The sequence below is a fragment of the Burkholderia sp. AU28863 genome (genome assembly GCF_002223195.1).
Classification (GTDB): Bacteria; Pseudomonadota; Gammaproteobacteria; order Burkholderiales; family Burkholderiaceae; genus Burkholderia; species Burkholderia sola.
In genome coordinates, this window is record NZ_NKFE01000004.1 from 874,940 (window position 1) to 897,363 (window position 22,424).

22 protein-coding genes are annotated in these 22,424 nt (G+C 68.5%); 11 read left to right on the forward strand and 11 right to left on the reverse strand.

Going from position 1 to position 22,424, the window contains the following annotated elements; all coding sequences use genetic code 11:
- Positions 1 to 19: 19 nt before the first annotated feature.
- The 5 genes from CFB81_RS15690 to CFB81_RS15710 form a co-directional block, all read right to left on the reverse strand.
- Positions 20 to 1,648: an ABC transporter substrate-binding protein gene (locus tag CFB81_RS15690; protein ID WP_069620986.1), complete on the reverse strand. Its 1,629-nt coding sequence runs from the start codon at positions 1,646 to 1,648 to the stop codon at positions 20 to 22.
- Between the two features lie 319 nt (positions 1,649 to 1,967).
- Entirely contained in the window at positions 1,968 to 3,275 is a 1,308-nt protein-coding gene (locus CFB81_RS15695; protein WP_069620985.1) for an MFS transporter, read from the reverse strand.
- A 190-nt stretch (positions 3,276 to 3,465) separates the two neighbouring features.
- Entirely contained in the window at positions 3,466 to 3,777 is a 312-nt protein-coding gene (locus CFB81_RS15700) for a high-potential iron-sulfur protein (RefSeq protein WP_021163765.1), read from the reverse strand.
- Positions 3,778 to 3,934: 157 nt separating this feature from the next.
- Entirely contained in the window at positions 3,935 to 5,044 is a 1,110-nt protein-coding gene (locus CFB81_RS15705; protein WP_089435751.1) for an NAD(P)/FAD-dependent oxidoreductase, read from the reverse strand.
- Between the two features lie 169 nt (positions 5,045 to 5,213).
- A complete protein-coding gene (locus tag CFB81_RS15710; protein WP_069620983.1) occupies positions 5,214 to 6,194 on the reverse strand; it encodes an AAA family ATPase in 981 nt (326 codons plus the stop codon).
- A 252-nt stretch (positions 6,195 to 6,446) separates the two neighbouring features.
- Between CFB81_RS15710 and CFB81_RS15715 the strand changes: the two genes are divergently transcribed.
- From CFB81_RS15715 to CFB81_RS15750, 8 genes are all read left to right on the forward strand, one after another.
- Entirely contained in the window at positions 6,447 to 7,175 is a 729-nt protein-coding gene (locus CFB81_RS15715) for a nitroreductase (protein WP_089435862.1), read from the forward strand.
- A 146-nt stretch (positions 7,176 to 7,321) separates the two neighbouring features.
- Complete coding sequence (locus CFB81_RS15720) at positions 7,322 to 7,810, forward strand: hypothetical protein (RefSeq protein WP_069620982.1); 489 nt, start codon at positions 7,322 to 7,324, stop codon at positions 7,808 to 7,810.
- A 5-nt stretch (positions 7,811 to 7,815) separates the two neighbouring features.
- Positions 7,816 to 8,631: an endonuclease/exonuclease/phosphatase family protein gene (locus CFB81_RS15725; RefSeq protein WP_089435863.1), complete on the forward strand. Its 816-nt coding sequence runs from the start codon at positions 7,816 to 7,818 to the stop codon at positions 8,629 to 8,631.
- Between the two features lie 306 nt (positions 8,632 to 8,937).
- The gene (locus CFB81_RS15730; protein WP_050014236.1) at positions 8,938 to 9,708 is read left to right on the forward strand and encodes a ferredoxin--NADP reductase; all 771 of its coding nucleotides are present in this window, start codon (positions 8,938 to 8,940) and stop codon (positions 9,706 to 9,708) included.
- Between the two features lie 444 nt (positions 9,709 to 10,152).
- Positions 10,153 to 10,968 carry a quorum system sensor histidine kinase RqpS gene (gene rqpS / locus CFB81_RS15735; RefSeq protein WP_089435752.1) on the forward strand — a complete coding sequence of 272 codons (816 nt, stop codon included), beginning with the start codon at positions 10,153 to 10,155 and terminating at the stop codon, positions 10,966 to 10,968.
- 7 nt (positions 10,969 to 10,975) lie between these two features.
- A complete protein-coding gene (gene rqpR / locus CFB81_RS15740; protein WP_069620979.1) occupies positions 10,976 to 11,632 on the forward strand; it encodes a response regulator transcription factor RqpR in 657 nt (218 codons plus the stop codon).
- Positions 11,633 to 11,847: 215 nt separating this feature from the next.
- Positions 11,848 to 13,254 carry an amino acid permease gene (locus tag CFB81_RS15745; RefSeq protein ID WP_069620978.1) on the forward strand — a complete coding sequence of 469 codons (1,407 nt, stop codon included), beginning with the start codon at positions 11,848 to 11,850 and terminating at the stop codon, positions 13,252 to 13,254.
- Between the two features lie 256 nt (positions 13,255 to 13,510).
- Entirely contained in the window at positions 13,511 to 14,536 is a 1,026-nt protein-coding gene (locus CFB81_RS15750) for an XdhC family protein (protein WP_069620977.1), read from the forward strand.
- Positions 14,537 to 14,601: 65 nt separating this feature from the next.
- Here the strand turns inward: CFB81_RS15750 and CFB81_RS15755 are convergent, their stop codons facing one another.
- The 6 genes from CFB81_RS15755 to fliE all read right to left on the reverse strand — a co-directional run bounded on the left by CFB81_RS15755 (position 14,602) and on the right by fliE (position 18,749).
- Positions 14,602 to 15,336, reverse strand: coding sequence for a PepSY-associated TM helix domain-containing protein (locus CFB81_RS15755; RefSeq protein ID WP_069620976.1), 735 nt, complete (start codon positions 15,334 to 15,336; stop codon positions 14,602 to 14,604).
- 269 nt (positions 15,337 to 15,605) lie between these two features.
- On the reverse strand, positions 15,606 to 15,923 hold the full coding sequence (locus CFB81_RS15760) for an EscU/YscU/HrcU family type III secretion system export apparatus switch protein (RefSeq protein WP_069620975.1): 318 nt from the start codon (positions 15,921 to 15,923) through the stop codon (positions 15,606 to 15,608).
- A complete protein-coding gene (locus CFB81_RS15765) occupies positions 15,920 to 17,269 on the reverse strand; it encodes a flagellar hook-length control protein FliK (RefSeq protein WP_089435753.1) in 1,350 nt (449 codons plus the stop codon). Before CFB81_RS15765 ends, CFB81_RS15760 begins: the two co-directional genes overlap by 4 nt.
- 132 nt (positions 17,270 to 17,401) lie before the next feature.
- Positions 17,402 to 17,734 carry a flagellar protein FliT gene (locus CFB81_RS15770; RefSeq protein WP_069620973.1) on the reverse strand — a complete coding sequence of 111 codons (333 nt, stop codon included), beginning with the start codon at positions 17,732 to 17,734 and terminating at the stop codon, positions 17,402 to 17,404.
- Positions 17,731 to 18,165, reverse strand: coding sequence for a flagellar export chaperone FliS (gene fliS / locus CFB81_RS15775; protein WP_089435754.1), 435 nt, complete (start codon positions 18,163 to 18,165; stop codon positions 17,731 to 17,733). Before fliS ends, CFB81_RS15770 begins: the two co-directional genes overlap by 4 nt.
- A 239-nt stretch (positions 18,166 to 18,404) precedes the next feature.
- A complete protein-coding gene (gene fliE, locus CFB81_RS15780) occupies positions 18,405 to 18,749 on the reverse strand; it encodes a flagellar hook-basal body complex protein FliE (RefSeq protein WP_006486991.1) in 345 nt (114 codons plus the stop codon).
- A 248-nt stretch (positions 18,750 to 18,997) separates the two neighbouring features.
- On the opposite strand from fliE, the gene fliF reads away from it, so the two are divergent.
- From fliF to fliH, 3 genes are read left to right on the forward strand one after another with little or no spacing between them, the layout of a single operon-like run.
- Entirely contained in the window at positions 18,998 to 20,761 is a 1,764-nt protein-coding gene (fliF, locus tag CFB81_RS15790; protein ID WP_089435755.1) for a flagellar basal-body MS-ring/collar protein FliF, read from the forward strand.
- On the forward strand, positions 20,751 to 21,746 hold the full coding sequence (fliG, locus tag CFB81_RS15795; RefSeq protein ID WP_050014223.1) for a flagellar motor switch protein FliG: 996 nt from the start codon (positions 20,751 to 20,753) through the stop codon (positions 21,744 to 21,746). The genes fliF and fliG overlap by 11 nt, the downstream gene beginning before the upstream one ends.
- On the forward strand, positions 21,739 to 22,422 hold the full coding sequence (gene fliH / locus CFB81_RS15800) for a flagellar assembly protein FliH (protein ID WP_050014222.1): 684 nt from the start codon (positions 21,739 to 21,741) through the stop codon (positions 22,420 to 22,422). Before fliG ends, fliH begins: the two co-directional genes overlap by 8 nt.
- Positions 22,423 to 22,424: the final 2 nt, after the last annotated feature.

Consider the following 22,424-nt stretch of genomic DNA (forward strand, 5'->3'; position numbering starts at 1 on the left):
ACAGCTTACGCCAGCCCGGTTACTTCACGCTGACACCGTCGAAACGCGCATAGCCGAGCGGTTCGATCCGCATGTCGACCACGTTCTTGCGCACCGGCTGGTAGACGGTCGAGTTCGCGATCGGCGAGAACGGCAGCTGTTGCGCGAAGATCTGCTGCGCCTGCGTGTAGAGCTTCGTGCGCGCGTCCTGGCCCGTCGTCGTGCGGCCCTTCTGGACCAGCTCGTCGAACGGCTTGTAGCACCAGTGCGAGAAGTTGTTGCCCTTGATCGCCTCGCAGCCGAGCAGCGTGCCGAGCCAGTTGTCGGGGTCGCCGTTGTCGCCCGTCCAGCCGATCAGCATCGTGTCCTGCTCGCCCGAGTGCGCGCGCTTGATGTACTCGCCCCATTCATACGTGACGATCTTCGCCTTCACGCCGATCTTCGCCCAGTCGGCCTGGATCATCTCGGCCATCAGGCGCGCGTTCGGGTTGTACGCGCGCTGCACGGGCATCGCCCACAGCGTGATCTCGAAACCGTTCGGGAAGCCTGCCTTCGCGAGCAGCGCCTTCGCCTTCGCGGTGTCGTAGGCCGGCAGCTTCAGGTTCTTGTCGTACGACCATTGGGTCGGCGGCATCGGCGCGTTCGCGGCCTGGCCGGCGCCCTGGTAGACGGATTCCAGGATCGCCTTCTTGTTGATCGCCATGTCGAGCGCCTGACGCACTTCGAGCTTGTCGACCGGCTTGTGCTCGACGTTGTACGCGAGGTAGCCGAGGTTGAAGCCGGCCTGCGACGGCATGTCGACGTTCGAATCGGCCTTCAGCGTCGCGATGTCGGCCGGGCGCGGATAGCTCATCACCTGGCATTCGTTGCGCTTGATCTTCTGCACGCGCACGCCCGGATCCGGCGTGATCGAGAAGATCAGCTTCGACAGCTTCACTTCGCCCTTCTTCCAGTAGTCAGGATTGCCGTCGAAGCGGATCGTCGCATCCTTCGTGTAGCTGCGGAAGATGAACGGGCCCGTGCCGACCGGCTTCTGGTTGATGTCGGCGGCCTTGCCGGCCTTCATCAGCTGGTCGCCGTATTCGGCCGACAGGATCGACGCGAATTCCATCGCCATGTTCTGGATGAACGGCGCGTTCGGCTCGGCCAGCGTGAACTTCACGGTGTACGGATCGACCTTCTCGATCTTCGTGATCAGCTTGTCGAGGCCCATGTCGGTGAAGTACGGGAACGACACCGGGTACGCCTTGCGGAACGCATTGTTCGGGTCGAGCATGCGCTGGAACGAGAACAGCACGTCGTCCGCGTTGAATTCACGCGTCGGCTTGAAGAAGTCGGTCGTGTGGAACTTCACGCCGTGGCGCAGGTGGAACGTGTACACCTTGCCGTCGGACGACACGTCCCACTTCTCGGCGAGGCCGGGCTCGACCTTCGTGCCGCCGCGCTCGAATTCGACGAGGCGGTTGTAGACGGTGAACGTGGCGGCGGTGAAATCGACGCCGGTCGTAAATTGCGCGGAATCGAAACCCGCCGGGCTGCCTTCTGAGCAGTAGACGAGCGTTTTGTTCGGGATCTGTGCGAATGCAGAGCCCGCGACGCCGAGCGATGCCGCTGCCACGCCTGCCATGGCGGTAACACGCAGGGTGTGCAACAGACGGTTGTATTCCATGTTTCCTCCAGGTCTCCAGATCGGAACCGGTCCCGCCAGGGTCCGGCGTACGCGGATATTACTTGAGCTAACGATGCGGCAACAAGCTGGAGAAAAAACTCTTCTAGATGCCCGCCGGGTTTTTGCCGATTTTTAGTGGGGGTAAAAAATGCGACAACGCGCGCGAGCGACAATTTCGTGCATTTCGCGCATGTTTCGTTCGACGACTAAACAATTCGAGTGCGAACACGAACGGGCGCCGCACCGTTTCCCCGCGTTGCGCAGCACATCATTGCGTTTTGCGAAACGATTCGATGACCGTCTTCAAATCGTCATGCCGTCACGCCGGCGCGTCGAGGTCGGCGTTGCGCGCGGGCACGAACGCGACCGCGACGATCGACAGCGCGATTCCCGCCATCACGTAGTAGGTCGGCGCGAGCGGCGTGCCGGTCACCTTGATCAGCCACGTGACGATGAACTGGCCGAAGCCGCCGAACAGCATCACCGCGACGTTGTACGCGATCGACAGCCCGGTCGAGCGCACGTTGGCCGGGAACAGCTCGGCGATCATCGCGCCGAACGGCCCGTAGTAGCCCGCGAGCGTCACCGACAGCACGGCCTGCACCGCAATCAGCCGCCCGATGCTCGGCGCCGCGTCGAGCCACGCGAACAGCGGATACATCAGCGCGAGCGTCAGCACGAGCGACCACAGCGACAGCCCCTTGCGGCCGATGCGATCCGACCACGCGCCCGCGACCGGCGACAGCACCATCAGCAGCAGGTTGCCGACGATCACCGCGTAGAACGATTCCGCATAGGGCAGCTTCAGCTGCTTCACCGCAAAGGTCGGCAGATAGCTGATCAGCACGTAGATCGTCACGGTGAGCGCGATCACCGAGCCGAGCCCGCACAGCACCTCGCGCGGATGGCGCGTGAACACTTCGCCGAGCGTCGCGCGGCGCGCGCTCTGCTGCGCATGCAGGAATGCTTCGGAATCCGCGAGATGACGGCGGATGTAGAAGCCGATCGGGCCGATCACGAGCCCGAGGACGAACGGCACGCGCCAGCCCCAGCTGCGCAGCGCGTCGTGCGACAGCCCGCGCGTGACGGCCGCGCCGACGAGCGCGCCGATCAGCAGTGCGCCCGCCTGGCTCGCCATCTGCCAGCTGCCATAGAAACCGCGTTTCGAGAATGGCGCCGCTTCGATCAGCAGCGCCGTCGCGCTGCCGAATTCGCCGCCCGCGGAGAAGCCCTGCAGCAGGCGGCCGAGCACGATCAGCAGCGGGCCGCCGATGCCGATCGCCGCATAGGGCGGCGCGATCGCGAGCAGGAAGATGCCGGCCGTCATCAGCAGGATCACGAGCGACAGCGCGGCCTTGCGGCCCGCACGGTCCGCGTACAGCCCGAACACGATCCCGCCGATCGGGCGCATGAAGAACGCGACGCCGAACGTCGCGGTGGTCAGCAGCAGCGACGAGTATTCGCTGGAGGTGGGAAAGAACAGCTCGGCGATCACGACCGTCATGAAGCCGAACACCGTGAAGTCGTACCACTCGAGCGCATTGCCGATCACGGCGGCCACGACGGCGCGCCGGTTCAGCGCGCGCTCGGGCCGGGCCGTTTTCGTTGAATTCGCAATCGTCGCCATGCGTGCCTCGTCCTCGTGGATTCGCCGTATCGGGCGGTTCGGCGCGCGGGGTACCGCGGCGCGCTGGTGTGCAGCGAGTGTAGAAAGCGACGGAACCGTTTTCAAGCATAAAAAAACGCCCGCCATCGAACGACAGCGAGCGTGTTGCGGTTTTCGCCGCATTGCGGCATCGCACGATGCCGCACGGGCCTCAACCCATCTTCGAGAAAGCGCTGCACCAGCCCTTCGCCGACACCTGCTTGCCGGGGAACGCGCCGCACGGGCCCGAAGCCGAGCCCTTCTTGCCCTGGTACAGCATGCAGGCCGCGCAATCCTGGCCCGCTGCGTATTTCGGGTACTTCGTCTTGTCGACCTTCGTGGCATCGGCCTTGTAGCCGAGCGCCACCGCGGTCGGATCGGTTTCCGACAGCATCGGCGCATCGGCCAGCGCTTCGCGCGACAGCGCCAGCGCGGACACCGCGCCAATGCTCGTAATCAGGAAACTCCGACGGGATGTTTTCATGGGGGACTCGCTCCAACGTTATCGGTTTGAAAGCCGTTCTGGCGACGGCGTCCAACAGAATAACGCTCAAGCGAATAAATGTGCGCGCCGAAATGCCGGAGATAAGGGATTTCACACGGGTTCCATCCGGCCGGCCCGCACGGCGGCGGGCCGTGCGTCACGCGCGCGACACCATGTCGCCCACCCGCTGCGCGAGCGCGAGCGACGCGGTGAGCCCCGGCGACTCGATGCCGAACAGGTTCACGAGCCCGCGCACGCCGTGCTGCGCGGCGCCCTGCACGATGAAGTCGGCCGGCGGCTCGCCGGGCCCCGCGACCTTCGGCCGGATGCCCGCGTACGCCGGCTGCAGCGCGTCGTCGGGGAGGCCCGGCCAGAATGCGCGGATCGACGCGTAGAACGCGCCCGCGCGCGCCGGATCGACTTCGTAGCGCAGCGCATCGCACCACTCGACGTCCGGGCCGAAGCGCGCCTGCCCGCCGAGATCGAACGTCAGGTGCACGCCGAGCCCCGCACGATCGGGCATCGGGTAGATCAGGTGCGAGAACGGCGCACGGCCCGACAGACTGAAATAATTGCCGCGCGCGAGATAGAGCGGCGGCACCCAGCGCGGATCGAGGCCGCGCGTGCGGTGCGCGAGCGCCTGCGCGCCGAGCCCCGCGCTGTTGATCACGCACGACGCGTCGATCTCGGTCGGCGCGGCGCCGCCGGTGCGCACGATGAAGCGCCCGCCGCGCAGCACGTCGATCGACTCGACCGGAGATTGCAGCGCGCACACGGCGCCGTCGCGTTCGGCATCGCCGAGTAGCGCGAGCATCAGCTGGTGGCTGTCGACGATGCCGGTCGACGGCGAGAACAGCGCCTCCACGCATTCGAGCGCGGGCTCGAGCGTCTGCGCTTCGGCGCGCGTGAGCGGCAGCAGGTCGAGCACGCCGTTTTCGGCCGCGCGCGCGCCGATCGCCTTCAACTGCTTCACTTGCGCGGCGCTCGTCGCGACCAGCAGCTTGCCGGTGCGCCGGTGCGGCACGTGATGCGTGTCGCAGAATTCGTACAGCAGGTCGCGCCCGTGCACGCACGACGTCGCCTTCAGCGACCCGCGCGGATAGTAGAGCCCCGCGTGAATCACCTCGCTGTTGCGCGAACTCGTGCCCGTGCCGATCGCGTCGGCCGCCTCGAGCACGATCGTTTCACGCCCGCGCGCGGCCAGCTCGCGCGCAATCGCCAGACCGACGACACCCGCGCCGATCACGACACAATCCGTCTGCTCCATGGCTTTTCGCGCTGCCCGCGCGTCGAAGGGAGAGAGAAGAATTGTACGTCCCGGTTCGCCCGCTTGCCGAACGCGTGCGCATCGTGTCGCGACGGTGCGAACAACGATGCGGCCGGGCGCGCAACGAACACCCCGCGCGCGCGCCGCAGCCGGACCGCGCGGGGCAGCGTCAGAAGCCGATCGGCCGGCGCTTCGCCGCGCCTTCGTCGGCGCGGATGTCGGCCGGCCCGATCGCGTCGCGGCCGTCGAGCCGCGCGGCGCCGAACGCGTGCAGCAGCGCGCGGCGCATCGTGCGCGGCGGCGTCGCGGCCAGCACGTCGAGCGCATCGTCGCCGAGCGTCTCGGGGAAACGCCGCCCCCACGCATGCGACGTGCGGATCTCGTCGTAGATCGTCTGCGCGATGCGGCGCGCGCCGGCCGCGTCGGGCGCCGCGATCTCGTACACGTTCATCCGGTTGAGCAGCGGCTCCGGAATCGCCTGCGCGTCGTTCGCGGTCGCGATCCAGATCACGTTGCCCGCGTTGATCGGCACTTCCGCGAATTCGTCGACGAACGCGCGCGCGGTGTCGTGCTCGAGCAACGCATACAACGCGCCGAGCGGATCGTATTGCGCATCGCTGCCGGCCTTGTCGATCTCGTCGACCGCGATCACCGGGTTCGCGTAGCTGCCGTTCACGAGCGCGTCGAATACCTTGCCGGGCTTCGCGTTCTTCCATTGCGACGACGCGCCCGACAGGATCCAGCCGGCCGTCAGCGAACTCATCGGCACGTAGTGGTACGCGGTGCCGAGCAACTGCGCGAGCGCCTTCGCGAAATGCGTCTTGCCGATCCCGGGCGGCCCGAGCAGCAGGATCGGCATCAGTTCGAGCCGATCCTCCGTTTCGAGACACAGTGCGATCTGCTTGCGCACGTCGTCGAGCGGCTCGCCGAAATTCGGCAACGCTTCGCCGAGCGCGTCGAACGACGGCATCCGGTTCGGCTTCACGCAGAAGCGCAGATTCCCCGTCTTGAGCATCCGCTCGTAGGTCGAGCGCAGTGCGTCGCTCGCGCTCTCGTTCAGGTCGCTCAGCGCCGTCTCGACCTGCTCGAGGTCGTACACCGTGCTGAAGGACGCCACCGCCAGTTCCTGTTTCACCATCGCCGTCGTCATACCCACCTCGCTGCACTTGCCGTCATACACTCATCAGACCCTTACGATTTCAGTGTAACGATCCCGCATCGCCGTGCAAGCAAGCAGCCGGGGGAGTCTGCTGCTAACAGCGCGCGCACGCTGCACGGCCGGGCGCCGCGGCGTATGATCGAACGTTCACGACGCTCGCGGCGGGCTCGCCGATCGCGCCCGCGCGCCGCTCGCACACCGCCCCGCACTTCGCCTGACGCCTCGCCGCCCGAAGGTATGCCGATGCCCGTCCCCCCCGCTTCGCCGCGCGTCGATTCCGACGCGATCCGTTCCGTCGATGCCGTCGACGCCGCGCTCAAGTCGCGTCGCGCGGTCCGCGCGTTCCTGCCGACGCCGGTGCCGCGCGACACGATCGAGGCGATCCTCGAAGCCGCGAGCCGCGCGCCGTCCGGCACCAACATCCAGCCGTGGCGCGTGTACGTCGCGACGGGCGCCACGCGCGACGCGCTCGCCGCCGCGCTCACCGCGGCCTACGACGATCCGGCGCGCGACGAGAAATACGTCGCCGAATACGACTACTACCCGCGCGAATGGGTGTCGCCGTATATCGACCGGCGCCGCAAGGTCGGCTGGGACCTGTACGGCCTGTTGAACATCCGCCGCGACGAGAAGGCGCGCATGCACGCGCAGCACGCGCGCAATTTCCGTTTCTTCGATGCGCCGGTCGCGCTGTTCTTCACGCTGGACCGGGTCATGACCCACGGCGCATGGCTCGACTGCGGGATGTTCCTGCAAGGCGTGATGACGGCCGCGCGCGCCCGCGGCCTCGATACGTGCCCGCAGGCCGCATTCGTGCCGTTTCACCGGATCGTCGCCAAACATCTCGACATCCCCGCCAACGAGCTGCTCGTCTGCGGGATGTCGCTCGGCCATGCGGATCCCGACGCGATCGAGAACCGCCTCGTCACCGAGCGCGCGAGCGTCGCCGAGTTCACGCGTTTTTTCGCTTGAAAACGCATGACGCGGCCCTACCTGTCGAGCAGGACCGCATCGTGCTGCGAACCTGTCGCGGCACGTCCCGTCACATCGCGACCGAAATCGATCGGGCGTAAGATGGGCGTCCGTTCCCCGCTATCCCGCGTTTCCGGAGACGTTTCATGCTGAAACACGGCCTGGCCGTCCTGCTTGCGAGCGTCGTGCTCGCCGCCCATGCGCAGAGCCCCGCGCCGGCCGTCGTCGCATGGGAAATCCAGGTGGTGCGCGACGGTCAGACGATCGACACGTTCCAGCAAAACACCACCGTGGGCCAGTCCCGCACCGATACCCATCGCTATCCGTCGTCCGTGCCGGTCGGCTGCGGCACAGCCGCGCGCGTCGTGCCGACCGAGCGCGCGCGCTCGGTGACGGTCGCGCCGCTCGCCGTCGACGCCGGCGCGAATACCGTGTCGCTCGGGCTCGACGTGCAGGAAACGCTCGACGACGAAAACGCGACGCGCGGCGATCCGTGCGTGCCGGCGTCGCCGCGGCAAATCGTCGCGAGCCACCCCGGCCTGGCGGTCGGCGGCGACGCGTGGACCGACTGGACGCTCGTCGAGCAGCATCCGCATCTCGTGTACCGCGTGCGTGCGCACGTCGCGAAGGATTGAACGTCATGTCCGCCGACGCCCTCTCCTTGCCGTTCGCCGAGCCGCACGCCGCGCCCGACGAAATCACCGCCGTCAGCTGGAACCTGCACAAAGGGCGCTCGCCGCTCGGCTTCACCGCGTGGAACGCGATGCGCGACTGGATGCAGTCGACCCACGCCGACGTGTATTTCCTGCAGGAAGCGATGGCGCGCCGCATGCCGCGCCCGATGCTCGCACCGGGCTTCGGCGCGCCAATGGACGACACGGTCGACGACGTGTGGCATTGCCAGGCCACCGAGATCGCGCAGGCGCTCGACTGGCAGATCGCGCTCGGGCCGAACGTGTTCAAGCCGTCGTGGCGGCACGGCAACGCGATCCTGTCGCCGCATCCGCTCGACCTCGGCGGCCGCTGGGACATCTCCGCGCACCGCTTCGAGCGGCGCGGGCTGCTGGTCGCGCGCGCGACGCTCGCCGGCGCGCGCCCGGTGACGCTGCTGTGCGCGCACCTCGCGCTCACGCGCGCCGCGCGGCTGCGCCAGATGCACTGGATCGCGCACTGGATCGAGCGCAACGCGGGCGACGACCCGTTGATGCTCGCCGGCGACTTCAACGACTGGCGCAACGATTCGGTCGCGCTGTTCGGCGAGATCGGGCTGTCCGAGGTCGCGACGCTGCTCGGCGAATCGGGCCGCACGTTCCCCGCGTTCTCGCCGGCACTCGCGCTCGACAAGATGTTCGTGCGCGGCCTGACGCCGCTCGAATGGCGCGCGCCGTCCGGCGAAGCCGCGTGGCTGTCGGACCACCTGCCGTACATCGCGCGCCTGCGCCTCGATCCGCGGTAACGCGCGCCGCCGGCCGCGGCCCGGTCACGGCGCCGCCGGAGCGCGCCGCATGGGCCGCGAATCACGCGGCCGACCACCGAAAGCATGTTGAAAGGATATGTTGCGCCAAATCCGCGCAGCCACGCGGGTCAAGCCCGCGATCCGCGTCGACAGGGTAAAATAACGAGTTCCTCAAACGTCTGTCATCGAGAAGGCGCGTGTCCGACGCGCCAGCCGGCCGATCCGCGATCGGGCCGTCGCACTCGGTTTTTGCCCATTTTTTGGGCCCGTTACACGCGTTCGCCACGCGCGTCCGTTTTCAAAGCCATGAGCAAATACGACACCGCCACCGTCCAATCCGTCCATCACTGGACCGACACGCTTTTCAGCTTCACCTGCACCCGTGAGGCGAGCCTGCGCTTCAACAACGGCGAATTCACGATGGTCGGCCTCGAAGTCGACGGCAAGCCGCTCGCGCGCGCCTACTCGATCGTCAGCCCGAACTACGAAGAGCATCTCGAATTCTTCAGCATCAAGGTGCAGGACGGCCCGCTGACGTCGCGCCTGCAACACCTGAAGGTGGGCGACACGGTGCTGATCGGCAAGAAGCCGACGGGCACGCTGGTCGCCGACAACCTGCTGCCGGGCAAGACGCTGTGGATGCTGTCGACGGGCACGGGCCTCGCGCCGTTCATGTCGATCATCCGCGACCCGGACATCTACGACCGCTTCGACAAGGTGATCCTGACCCACACGTGCCGCCTGAAGGGCGAGCTCGCGTACATGGACTACATCAAGCACGACCTGCCGGGCCACGAGTACCTGGGCGACATCATCAAGGAAAAGCTCGTCTACTACCCGACGGTCACGCGCGAAGCGTTCGACAACGAGGGCCGGATCACCGACCTGATCGCGACGGGCAAGCTGTTCACGGACCTCGGCGTGCCGGCGTTCTCGCCGGAAAACGACCGCGTGATGCTGTGCGGCAGCACCGCGATGCTGAAGGACACGACCGAGCTGCTGAAGCAGGCCGGCCTCGTCGAAGGCAAGAACAGCGCACCGGGTCATTACGTGATCGAGCGCGCGTTCGTGGACTGATCGATCCCTTGGGGGCTTGTTCCCGCCAATAACGGGCCCTCGTTGCGCGTCATCAACAACCGGAGCAAAAGCTCCGGTTTTTTTTCGTCCGGACTTGGCGAATTCGTAACAAACTGGGACCATTCCATCTCAAATAGTTACATTTTGATACGTCATCCCCGGGCGCTCGGGTGTCAGTGTTTTTCCTACAACACCTTCATTCCGATTATTCACATTTACCCTTAAATGTCCGCCCGACATGACCTTTTCAGAATTTTTGAGATATTATTCGGCGCGCGTGGTTGCCGTTTGGATGAGCTTGAAAGGGTCGGATGCAAGTGTTACAAGACGTAACTTTTGTTACCTCGGCATGGAGCGATTCTCCGGCGGCGACCGTCATCGAAACGGCAGCCAGCCCACGCAGCCAGCCGGTGTCTGAACCGCTTTCTGACAGCAGGGAGAGTCATGGATACGTCGCTTAACGCGCCCTCGGGCGCCCACGCCCCGTTCCCGTCGCGGCAGCGCATGCCTGGCTGCGCTGCTACTCCGCCGGTGGCCGACGCCGCGTCGAAACGCGACGCGTCCGCCGCACGGATCGCGGCACTTTCCGCCCAGCTTCTCGCCGCCGACGAAGCGGCCCGCCGCCATCTGGCCAGCGAGCTGCACGACGGGCTCGGCGCCGAATTGACCGCCGCCCGCTTCGCGCTCGCAAACGTTCAAACGTGGCTGCCGGCCGATGCGCCGGAAGGCTGCCTGCGCGCGCTGGCGCTGGCGCAGCAGGCGCTCGACGCCGCGACCGACGCGAATCGCCGGCTCATCGACGAGCGCGACACGCCGGCGCTGGACGCCGGCATGGTCGGCGCGCTGGCGTCGTGGATCGATACCCATGCGGCACGCACGGGCCTGCGCACGAGCTTCGTATGCGCGGCCGACGCCCGCCTGACGCAGCTCGCCGGCGCGAGCGCGCTCGCGGTGTTCCGCGTCGCGCAGGAAGCGCTGTCGAACGTCGCGAAACACGCCCGCGCGACGTCGGTCGACGTCCGGATCGCCACCGACGGCACGCACCTGTCGCTCAGTGTCGCCGACGATGGGACCGGTTTCGCCCGGCACCGCCGCAGCGGCTACGGCCTGGCCGGCATGCGCGCCCGCTGCGAGGCGTTCGGCGGCAGCTTCGAGGCGGCCACGCCGGCCACCGGCCGCGGCACGCGCGTCACCGCACGCTTCGCGTGGGATTCGCTGCTCGCGGTGCCTGCCGCGGCACGCCGCACGTCGCTTTCGTGAGGTCGCGATGAGCCTGAACATCCTGCTCGTGGACGATCACGCGATCGTCCGGCAAGGGATCCGCCAGTTGCTGATCGACCGCGGCGTCGCGCGCGACGTGACCGAGGCCGAAAACGGCGGCGACGCGATGGCCGCCGTCGACAAGCAGGAATTCGACGTGATCCTGCTCGACATCTCGCTGCCCGACACGAACGGCATCGAGGTGCTCAAGCGCCTCAAGCGCAAGCTGACGCGCACGCCGGTGCTGATGTTCTCGATGTACCGCGAGGATCAGTACGCGGTGCGTGCGCTGAAGGCCGGCGCGTCCGGCTACCTGTCGAAGACGGTCAACGCCGCGCAGATGATCGGCGCGATCCAGCAGGTCGCGGCCGGCCGCAAGTACGTGAGCCCCGCGATGGCCGAGGCGCTCGCCGAATACGTGTCGTTCGAGAACGAGCCGCTGCCGCACGAGAAGCTGTCCGATCGCGAATACCAGACGCTCTGCATGCTCGCGTCGGGCAAGCGGCTCACCGATATCGCGAACACGCTGTCGCTGTCGGTGAAGACGGTCAGCGTGTACCGGTCGCGGCTGCTCGAGAAGATGCGGCTGTCGAACAACGCGGAACTCACGTTCTACGTGATGAGCAACCGGCTCGTCGACATGGCGCCCACGGCCGGCGCCTGATTGCCCGGCCGGCCCCGAATTCGTCCGATCCGGCGACGCGGCGAACGCCGCGCGGCGCCCGAGCGCGCCCGTGTCGCGCGCAAACGCTTGTTTTTTCGGACGATTCCGCGGCGCGCCGCTGCACCGCAACGGGGCTTGCACGCCAAATCAGCTAAAATTATCGGTTTTCACTCAGTCGGCGCGCCGTGCCTGCGCGTGCTGGCGATTCATCCGCAATGTCTCTCTTCCGCAAGAAAAACGTCGATCGCATGATCGCCGGCGCGCAAGCCGCCGGGCTCAAGAAAGCGCTCGGCGCGATCGACCTCACGTTCCTCGGCATCGGCGCGATCATCGGCACCGGCATTTTCGTGCTGACCGGCACCGGCGCCGTCCAGGCCGGCCCCGCCCTGATGCTGTCGTTCGTGATCGCCGCGATCGCGTGCGGCTTGGCCGCCTTGTCGTATGCGGAGTTCGCGTCGTCGATCCCCGTCGCCGGCTCGATCTACACGTATTCGTACGCGACGCTCGGCGAGCTCGTCGCGTGGATCATCGGCTGGGACCTGATGCTCGAGTACGGCCTCGCGTCGTCGGCCGTGTCGGTCGGCTGGTCGGGCTACCTGCAATCGCTGCTGCAGGGCTTCGGGCTGTCGCTGCCTACCGTGCTGACGGCCGCGCCCGGCGCGGTGCCCGGCGTCGCCACGTGGTTCAACCTGCCCGCGTTCCTCGTGATGATCGTGATCACGACGCTGCTGTCGATCGGCGTCCGCGAATCGACCCGCATCAACAACATCATGGTGTTCATCAAGGTGTCGGTCGTGCTGCTCGTGATCGCGGTCGGCCTGTTCCACGTGACGCCCGCGAACTGGAAGCCGTTCATGCCGCACGGCTGGAACGGCGTGTTCGGCGCGGCCGCCGTGATGTTCTTCGCGTTCATCGGCTTCGACGCGGTGTCGTCGGCGGCCGAGGAAGTGAAGAACCCGAAGCGCGATCTGCCGATCGGCATCATCGCGTCGCTCGCGGTATGCGCGGTGCTGTACGTGACGGTCGCCGCGGTCGCGACCGGCATCGTGCCGTCGGCCCAGTACGCGAACATCTCGCACCCGATCTCGTACGCGCTGCAGGTCGCCGGCGAGAAGTGGGTCGCGGGCTTCATCGATCTCGGCGCGGTGCTCGGCATGCTGACCGTGATCCTCGTGATGAGCTACGGCCAGACGCGCGTGATCTTCGCGATGTCGCGCGACGGGCTGCTGCCGGCTGCGCTGTCGCGCGTGCATCCGCGTTTTGCGACGCCGTTCCTGACGACCTGGCTGGTCGGCCTGTTCTTCGGGCTGATCGCCGCGCTCGTGCCGCTCAACGTGCTCGCCGAGCTGATCAACATCGGCACGCTCGCGGCGTTCTCGATGGTGTCGATCGCCGTGCTCGTGCTGCGCCGCACGCACCCCGAGCTGCCGCGCGCGTTCCGCTGCCCGGGCGTGCCCGTGGTGCCGATCCTCGCGGTCGCGTCGTGCCTGTTCCTGATGCTGAACCTGCAGCCCGTCACGTGGGCCGCGTTCGGCATCTGGCTCGTGATCGGCCTCGTGATCTACTTCCTGTACTCGCGGCACCACTCGAAGCTCGCGCACGGCCATCCCGACGCGCACTGAGCGCCGTTCATGGCGCGCCTTCCACGGTGCGCCATGACAAATCGCACGCGGGGCCCGTAGCGGCCCCGCACGCGTCCTTTCCCCGAACCGTCCGCCCGCGCGCGATCACTGTCCGATCGTCGCGATCTCTTGCCCGATCCTCCGGATTTGCCGGCGCCGGCCAGCGCGCCGCCTGCACGCGCGCGCCGGCCGGTTCATAATCCCGCCATCGAACGACGGCGGCGCGCGGCTCGCCGTCCGGCAACAGGAAAACACGATGGAAAGCGTCGATCTCGATGTACTGAAATCCAGCGCGCGCTGGCTCGAAGAAGGGCGCCGCGTGCTGCTCGTGACGGTCGTGAAGACGTGGGGCTCGTCGCCGCGCCCCGAAGGCGCGATGCTCGCGGTGCGCGAGGACGGCCTGGTGGTCGGGTCCGTGTCCGGCGGATGCATCGAGGACGACCTGATCGCCCGCGTGCATGCGAGCGGCATCGCGGCCGATGCGCGGCCGGAAGCGCTCAAGTACGGCGTGACGGCCGAGGAGGCGCACCGCTTCGGGCTGCCGTGCGGCGGCACGATCCAGCTCGTGCTCGAACCGCTCACGCGCGACAGCGGGATCGCCGCGCTGTGCGCCGAAGTCGAGGCCGGCCGCCTCGTCACGCGCACGATGACGCTCGCGACCGGCCGCGCGTCGCTGTCGCCCGCGCAGGCGACCGACGGGCTCGCGTTCGACGGCGAACGGCTCGTGACGATCCACGGGCCGCGCTACCGGATGCTGGTGATCGGCGCCGGCCAGTTGTCGCGCTATCTGTGCCAGATCGCGGTCGGGCTCGACTATCAGGTGACGGTATGCGATCCGCGCGACGAATACACGGATGCGTGGGACGTGCCGCTCACGCGCGTCGTGCATACGATGCCCGACGATACGGTGCTGGACATGAAGCTCGATGCGCGTTCGGCCGTGATCGCGCTCACGCACGACCCGAAGCTCGACGATCTCGCGCTGATGGAGGCGCTGAAGACGCCCGCGTTCTACGTGGGCGCGCTCGGCTCGCGACGCAACAACGCGGCGCGGCGCGAGCGGCTGCGCGAATTCGATCTGAGCGAAGGAGAACTGGCCCGTCTGCACGGGCCGGCGGGCATCTACATCGGCAGCCGGACGCCGCCGGAAATCGCGATCTCGATTCTCGCGGAGATCACCGCCGCGAAGAACAACGTGTCGCTGCCGACGATCCTGCAGGTCGAAGGCGCGAAGGCCGCGCGCGAAATCGCGGCGAACAGCGGCGCGGCCTGCGGGCTCTGACCCGCGGTGGCGGGCGGCCGCGCGTGCGCCGGGCGCTGGCCCGGCCGGCGCGACCGTCGGTCAGGTCAGGTCAGGCCGGCAGCCAGCGCGGCGGCGACCGAACCCACCACCAGCACGACGCCGACCGTGCGGCGCTTGTTCAGCTCGGTCCACAGCAGCACGCCCGTCAGCGACAGCAGGATCAGCGAGCCCGCGATCGTATCCATCAGCAGCACCCAGCCGAGATTCATCCCGACGCCGCGATGCAGGTTGTTCAGCGTCGTCAGGAACGTGTTGCCCGTGCGCTTCACCGACACGTAGCCGTTGCCGACCCAGTATTCGCCCTGCAGGTTCTGGTGCGGCCCGAACACGCCGAATTGCCAGTGCTCGGGCTGCATCACGCGCTTGTCGCCCCACGCGACGGCCTGCGCGGGCTCCTTGCGCATGCGGCCCGGCTTGCCGTCGAAATGCAGCTCCTGCTGGAGCCACTTCGTCATCGCGGCGGGCGTCTTCGGCACCGGATCCGGCAGCGCGATCTGCATCTCCTCGACCTGCGGCTCGCCGGTCGAGATCTTCAGCGGCGGCGCGCGGTGGTTCAGCACCACGCCCGTCACGCCGAACAGCAGCCCGAGCACCGCGCCCCACAGCCCGACCCAGCCGTGCACCTTGCGCAGCCACTTGATGAAGGTCGCGCGGCGCGAGCGCTGACGGCGTGCGGCCAGCTCGTCGGCGTTCAGCGGGCGGCCCGCCGGGTGCAGCACGGTGACGCCGGCGCGCGGCATGCCCGTCTTGGGCGGGTCGATCGTTTCGGGCGCGTTCACGCGAAGGTATCCATTCGTTCAAAACGACGGGCGGCGCGCAGGGAATGCGCGCCGCCCGGGCAACATGAAAATGAGAATGGATATCATTACATAAATCGGAAGGCGGCTCAATCCGTGCGCGTACGGAGCGGCAGGTTCAGCGCGTGCGCGAACGCGCAAGAAAGGCATGCGTTGCGACGCGATGCCGATCGATAGACGCAAAATGCCGGCGGAATGATCCCGCTGACCACGGACAGCCATCCGTCAGAAGCCGCCCGACGGGAGGCCGTTCAGCGCAACGGCGGCAACGGGAAACGCGGCGCGGCGTCGTTCGGCGCGGGCTCGGTGCGATCGAGCGCGTACAGCCACGCGAGCAGGTCGGCGACTGCCTGATAGAGCTGCGGCGGAATCCGGTCGTCGAGATCGACCTGCATCAGCAGCGACACCATCTCCGGCGCCGTGTGCACGTACAGCCCCGCATCGTGCGCGCGCGCGACGATCATCTCGGCGAGCACGCCATAGCCCTTGGCGACCACGCGCGGCGCCGCGTCGCCGCCTTTCGGGTCGTAGACGAGCGCGGCCGCGCGCTTGCGGGACGTCATGCTCATCGCAGCGCCTCGTCATCGTCGCCCGGCACCCGCAGGCCGGGGCCGCCGGCCGCGCCGCGCGCATACGCGGCGGCGGCTGCCTGGGCGGCGAACAGGTCGAAGCCGTCCGGCCCGTCGTCGACCGCGCGGATCGACAACCCGCCCACCTTGAGCCCCGAGCCTTCGAGCCGCTGCCGCAGCGCCGCTTCGTGGCGTGTGAGACGGTCGGCGCCCGTCTGGTTCGCGCGCAGCCGGGCGACGAGCTGCGCGCCGTTCAGCACCAGTTCGGCATCGACCGTGCCGAGCGACGGCAGCGTCAACGTGAGGCGCGTGCGCCACGCGATGCCGTCGCCGGCGTCGTCGCCGCCGCGCGGCGCGCGGTGGCCCGGCTCGTCGGGTTCGATCGTCCAGTCGAGCCGCGCGCCGGGCCACGCCTCGCCGGTCCAGCGAAACTGGTCGGTCGCGAGCGCATCGAGTTGCTGCCGAACGAGCGGCACGGCGGCCGGATGCACGGTCGCGAGCGGCTGCGCCTGCGGATCGGACGATGCGGCGGCCGGCTCGGCGCGCACGAGCGGCCAGCGCGTATCGGCGTGCGCAGCCAGCGGATCGGCGGTATCGGGCGGCAACGACGCGCCCGCCCGGGTCGATGCCGGTGCGGCCTGCGCGGAGTCGCGCGCCGGTGCGCCGCCCGGGGCCGGCGATGGCGCACTGGCCCGCGCGGCGGCCGGCGGCGGCGGGCGCTGCGCGAGCAGTTCGTCGAGCACGTCGGTCGATTCGTGCGGGACGGCTGCCGGGTCGGCCGGCGCGAGCGCGGTCGCGAGGCGTGCCTGCGGCTCGCGCATCAGCGCCGCGAGCGGACGCTGGCCGGCCAGCCATTGCGCGAGATGGGATTCGTAGAAGAGGCCGCTTTCGCTCACGGCCTGCGCCAACGCCGCACGCAACGTCGCGACCGGCGGCGGCGCGGCCGCGCCGCGCACTGCCGTGGCGGACGACGCAGGATCGGCAGCCGGCGTGGAAGACGCTGCGGGACCGGGCGCAGCGGGCGCACGCGCCGGCACCGGCGTATCGGTGAGCAGCACGGCGGGATCGGCGAGCAGCGGGAGCCGACCGACGATCGCCGGCGTTGCATCGCCGCCCGAGCGCGAGATCGCGTCGAGCACGCGTCCGACATCGGACAGCGCGGTCTGCGTGGAAGCCGGCGGCGCGGCGGGCGGGCTGCCGGCCGGCAGCGGGGACGACGCGCCGGCGCCCGGCGTGCCGACCTGCGCGGTCGCGCCGCCGCCGGCCGGCGCCGATACGGTGTCGGTCAGCAGGCTGTCGAGGCGGCTCGCCAGCAGCGCGGCCGCAACGGAGTCGATACCGGTCATGATCGGAGCCTGCTCACCTCAGCCAGCTGGTTGCGAATCCGGGCACGGCACGCCGGTGCCGCCCACGGGAACAGCGCGCGCCGCGTGCGGCGCCGGCCCGGGCGCCTTGCGCCGGTCGCCCGGCACGCGGCCCTACCCGCGCGCGCGATAGAGATCGGTCAATACCTGGGTCGAGCGCCGCGCCTCGAACAGCGCGGACAGCCGCGCGACGTCCGGGCTCGCGAGATCGCGGATCGCGGCGTCGTCGGCGAGGATGCGGCGGATCAGGTCGAGCTTGCGGCCGAGATCCGATTCGTCGAGCACGACGCCGGGATCGGCCTCCTTCAACCCGTCGACGAGCTGCATGAATTCGGCCTGCAACTCCGGCAACGCGTTCCAGTCGGCGCCGCGCGCGGCGCACAGCATCCGGCCCGACACGGCGGCGAGCGCCTCGTAACGCGCGAAGTATTCGGCCTTGTGATTCATCGTGATGCTTCCGCTACCTGTTGCGCGGCCATCCGCGCGACTTCCGGGGCGATGCCCGTCCATGCTTCCTCGAGCGTCGCGAGCAGGCCGTCGACCTCGACCAGCATCGCGTCGCTCGCCTGCGCGTTCGCTTCCAGCAGGCGCCGGCCGATATACGCGTACAGCGCATTGAGCCGTTCGGCGATCTCGCCGCCCGCGTCGCGGTTCAGCGACGCCTGCAGGCCGCTCTCGACGATCCGGATCGCCTTGCCGATCGCTTCGCCGCGCCCGGCGACGTTGTCCTGCTGCAAATGCATGCGCGCCAGCGCGATCGCCTGCCGCGCGCCCTGGTACAGCATCGCGATCAGCCGGTGCGGGGAGGCGCCCATCACCCCGGTCTCGACGCCGACACGCGCGTACGCACTGGCTCCAGCGTGTCCTGGGGAAAACATGCGCTTCTCCTCGTTATTTGCGTTGGCTAGTCGGGAACCGCCGCCGTGTGTCGCACGGTGCGGCTTTCACCGGAGTTATCGGAAGGGATTTGAAAAGCTTTAGGTGCGCGGGGCTGCCGCCGGGCGTCCGATGCCGGCTCGCCGGCCCCGTTGCGCAAGCCCGGAACTGTCCCTGGATGCCCGTCGCCGGTTAGCCGTCCCCGAATGCCCGCCCCGGATGCCCGTCGCGTGACGGCCCCTCACACGGACATCTGCATGATGTCGTTGTAAGCACTCACTAACTTGTTGCGGACCTGGAGCCCGAACTGGAAGCCGATATTGGCTTTCTGCATGTCGACCATCACGTCGTTCAGCGAGATGTTCGGCGCGCCGACCTCGAACGCCTTCGCCTCGCCGAGCGCGTGCTGCTGGTCGCCGCTGATCTTGTCGAGCGACGCCTTCATCGCGCTCGCGAACGTGCCGGCCGTCGCCGCGCCCGAGCCGGCCAGCGCCGCCGTCGGGCTCGCGACGCCGCCGGACGCCTGCGCGGCCATCGACTGCATCTGTTGCAACACCGAACCGATTCCGCTGACGTTCGCAGTCATGCTGTCCCCAGACATAGAGAAGAGACCCGGACGCACCGGGCGACCCGCCGGCGCCGCACCACGCGCACCATGCCGGATCGCGAAAAAGGATAGCAGCGCGGCGCGCGTCAAAGCCGCGAAAGTACGGGGGAAACCCCGCTCTTTTCGGACGATCGGAGTGCGCCGCGGGTCACGATAATCGCATCGTGTCATTGTCCGCCCGCTCGTCCGAGCGAGCTCAGTCGTCCCGCTCCGGAGAAACTCGACGCATGGATTCGCAGGCCAACTCGCTGATCAACCCAGACGCCCGCGCGGGCCTCAGCCCGGCGCCAGGCGCCGCCGCGGCCGCCGCGTTGCCGGGCGCGGGCGGCGCAGGCGCGGACTTCGGGCTTGGCGGCTTCGCCGAACGCATTCCCGGCATCTCGCGGATGAAGGGCAACCCGAAGCTGCCGTTCGTGATCGCCGTCGCATTCGCGATCGCCGCGATCACCGCGCTCGTGCTGTGGAGCCGGGCCCCCGACTACCGCGTGCTGTACAGCAACCTGTCGGACCGCGACGGCGGCGCGATCATCGCCGCGCTCCAGCAGGCAAACGTCCCCTACAAGTTCGCCGATGCCGGCGGCGCGATCCTCGTGCCGTCGAACCAGGTGCACGAGACGCGCCTGAAGCTCGCCGCGATGGGGCTGCCGAAGGGCGGCTCGGTCGGCTTCGAGCTGATGGACAACCAGAAATTCGGCATCAGCCAGTTCGCCGAGCAGATCAACTACCAGCGCGCGCTCGAAGGCGAGCTGCAACGCACCATCGAATCGATCAACGCCGTGCGCGGCGCGCGCGTGCATCTCGCGATCCCGAAGCCGTCGGTGTTCGTGCGCGACAAGGAAGCGCCGAGCGCGTCGGTGTTCGTCGACCTCTACCCGGGCCGCGTGCTCGACGAGGGCCAGGTGCAGGCGATCACGCGGATGGTGTCGTCCGGCGTGCCCGACATGCCGGCCAAGAACGTGACGATCGTCGACCAGGACGGCAACCTGCTGACCCAGACCGCGTCCGCGTCCGGCCTCGACGCAAGCCAGCTCAAGTACGTGCAGCAGGTCGAGCACAACACGCAGAAGCGCATCGACGCGATCCTCGCGCCGATCTTCGGCGCCGGCAACGCGCGCTCGCAGGTCAGCGCGGATCTCGATTTCTCGAAGATCGAGCAGACGTCCGAAAGCTACGGCCCGAACGGCAATCCGCAGCAATCCGCGATCCGCAGCCAGCAGACCAGCAGCTCGACCGAGCTCGCGCAGGGCGGCGCGTCGGGCGTGCCGGGCGCGCTGTCGAACACGCCGCCGCAGCCGGCTTCCGCGCCGATCGTCGCCGGCAACGGCCAGAACGCGCCGCAGACCACGCCGGTCAGCGACCGCAAGGACCAGACGACCAACTACGAGCTCGACAAGACGATCCGCCATACCGAACAGCCGATGGGCAGCGTGAAGCGGCTGTCGGTCGCGGTCGTCGTCAACTACCAGCCGGTCGCCGACGCGAAGGGCCACGTCACGATGCAGCCGCTGCCGCCCGCGAAGCTCGCGCAGGTCGAACAGCTCGTGAAGGATGCGATGGGCTACGACGCGAAGCGCGGCGACTCGGTGAACGTCGTGAACAGCGCGTTCTCGACCGCGAGCGACCCGTACGCCGACCTGCCGTGGTGGCGCCAGCCCGACGTGATCGCGATGGCGAAGGAAGCCGCGAAGTGGCTCGGCATCGCGGCGGCCGCGGCGGCGCTCTACTTCATGTTCGTGCGCCCGGCGATGCGGCGCGCGTTCCCGCCGCCCGAGCCGGCCGCGCCGGCGCTCGCGGCGCCGGAAGACACGGTCGCGCTCGACGGCCTGCCCGCGCTGGAGAAGGCGGCCGACGAACCCGATCCGCTGCTGCTGGGCTTCGAAAACGAGAAGAACCGCTACGAACGCAACCTCGACTACGCGCGCACGATCGCCCGCCAGGATCCGAAGATCGTCGCCACCGTCGTGAAGAACTGGGTGTCCGATGAACGCTGAAGGCTTGACCAAGAGCGCGCTGCTGCTGATGTCGATCGGCGAGGAAGAGGCCGCGCAGGTATTCAAGTTCCTCGCGCCGCGCGAGGTCCAGAAGATCGGCGTGGCGATGGCCGCGCTGAAGAACGTCACGCGCGAGCAGGTCGAGGACGTGCTGCAGGAGTTCGTGAAGGAAGCCGAGCAGCACACCGCGCTGTCGCTCGATTCCAACGAGTACATCCGCTCGGTGCTGACGAAGGCGCTCGGCGAGGACAAGGCCGGCGTGCTGATCGACCGCATCCTGCAGGGCAGCGACACGAGCGGCATCGAGGGCCTCAAATGGATGGATTCGGCCGCGGTGGCCGAACTGATCAAGAACGAGCATCCGCAGATCATCGCGACGATCCTCGTGCACCTCGACCGCGACCAGGCCTCCGAAATCGCGTCGTGCTTCACCGAACGGCTGCGTAACGACGTGCTGCTGCGGATCGCGACGCTCGACGGCATCCAGCCGGCCGCGCTGCGCGAGCTCGACGACGTGCTGACGGGCCTGCTGTCCGGCAGCGACAACCTGAAGCGCAGCCCGATGGGCGGCATCCGCACCGCGGCCGAGATCCTGAACTTCATGACGAGCGTGCACGAGGAAGGCGTGCTCGAAAGCGTGCGCCAGTACGACGCCGATCTCGCGCAGAAGATCATCGACCAGATGTTCGTGTTCGAGAACCTGCTCGACCTCGAGGATCGCGCGATCCAGATGATCCTCAAGGAAGTCGAGTCGGAAACGCTGATCATCGCGCTGAAGGGTGCGCCGCCCGCGCTGCGCCAGAAGTTCCTCGCGAACATGTCGCAGCGCGCGGCCGAGCTGCTCGCCGAGGATCTCGACGCGCGCGGCCCGGTACGCGTGTCCGACGTCGAGACGCAGCAGCGCCGCATCCTGCAGATCGTGCGCAACCTGGCCGAGAGCGGCGCGATCGCGATCGGCGGCAAGGCGGAAGACGCGTATGTCTGATTCGGCGAGCGATCGCGTGGGCACCCTCACCGCGTACCAGCGGTGGGAGATGGCGTCGTTCGACCCGCCGCCGCCCCCGCCGCCGCCCGACGACGCGGCCGCCGCCGCCGCGGCGCTCGCCGAGGAACTGCAGCGCGTGCGCGACGCCGCGCACGCCGAAGGCCATGCGGCCGGCCACGTCGAAGGCCAGGCGCGCGGCTACCAGGCCGGTTTCGAGCAGGGCCGCGAACAGGGATTCGAGGCCGGCCAGGCCGACGCACGCGAACAGGCCGCGCAGCTCGCGGCGCTCGCCGCGTCGTTCCGCGAAGCCGTAGCGACCGTCGAACACGATCTCGCGTCCGACCTCGCGCAGCTCGCCCTCGACATCGCGCAGCAGGTCGTGCGCCAGCACGTGAAGCACGACCCGGCCGCGCTGGTCGCCGCCGTGCGCGACGTGCTCGCGGCCGAACCCGCGCTGTCCGGCGCGCCGCATCTCGCGGTCAATCCGGCCGATCTGCCCGTCGTCGAAGCGTATCTGCAGGACGATCTCGACACGCTCGGCTGGAACGTGCGCACCGACGCGTCGATCGAGCGCGGCGGCTGCCGCGCGCACGCCGCGACCGGCGAGGTCGACGCGACGCTGCCCACGCGCTGGCAGCGCGTCGCCGCCGCGATCGGCAAGGTGAGCACGTGGTGACG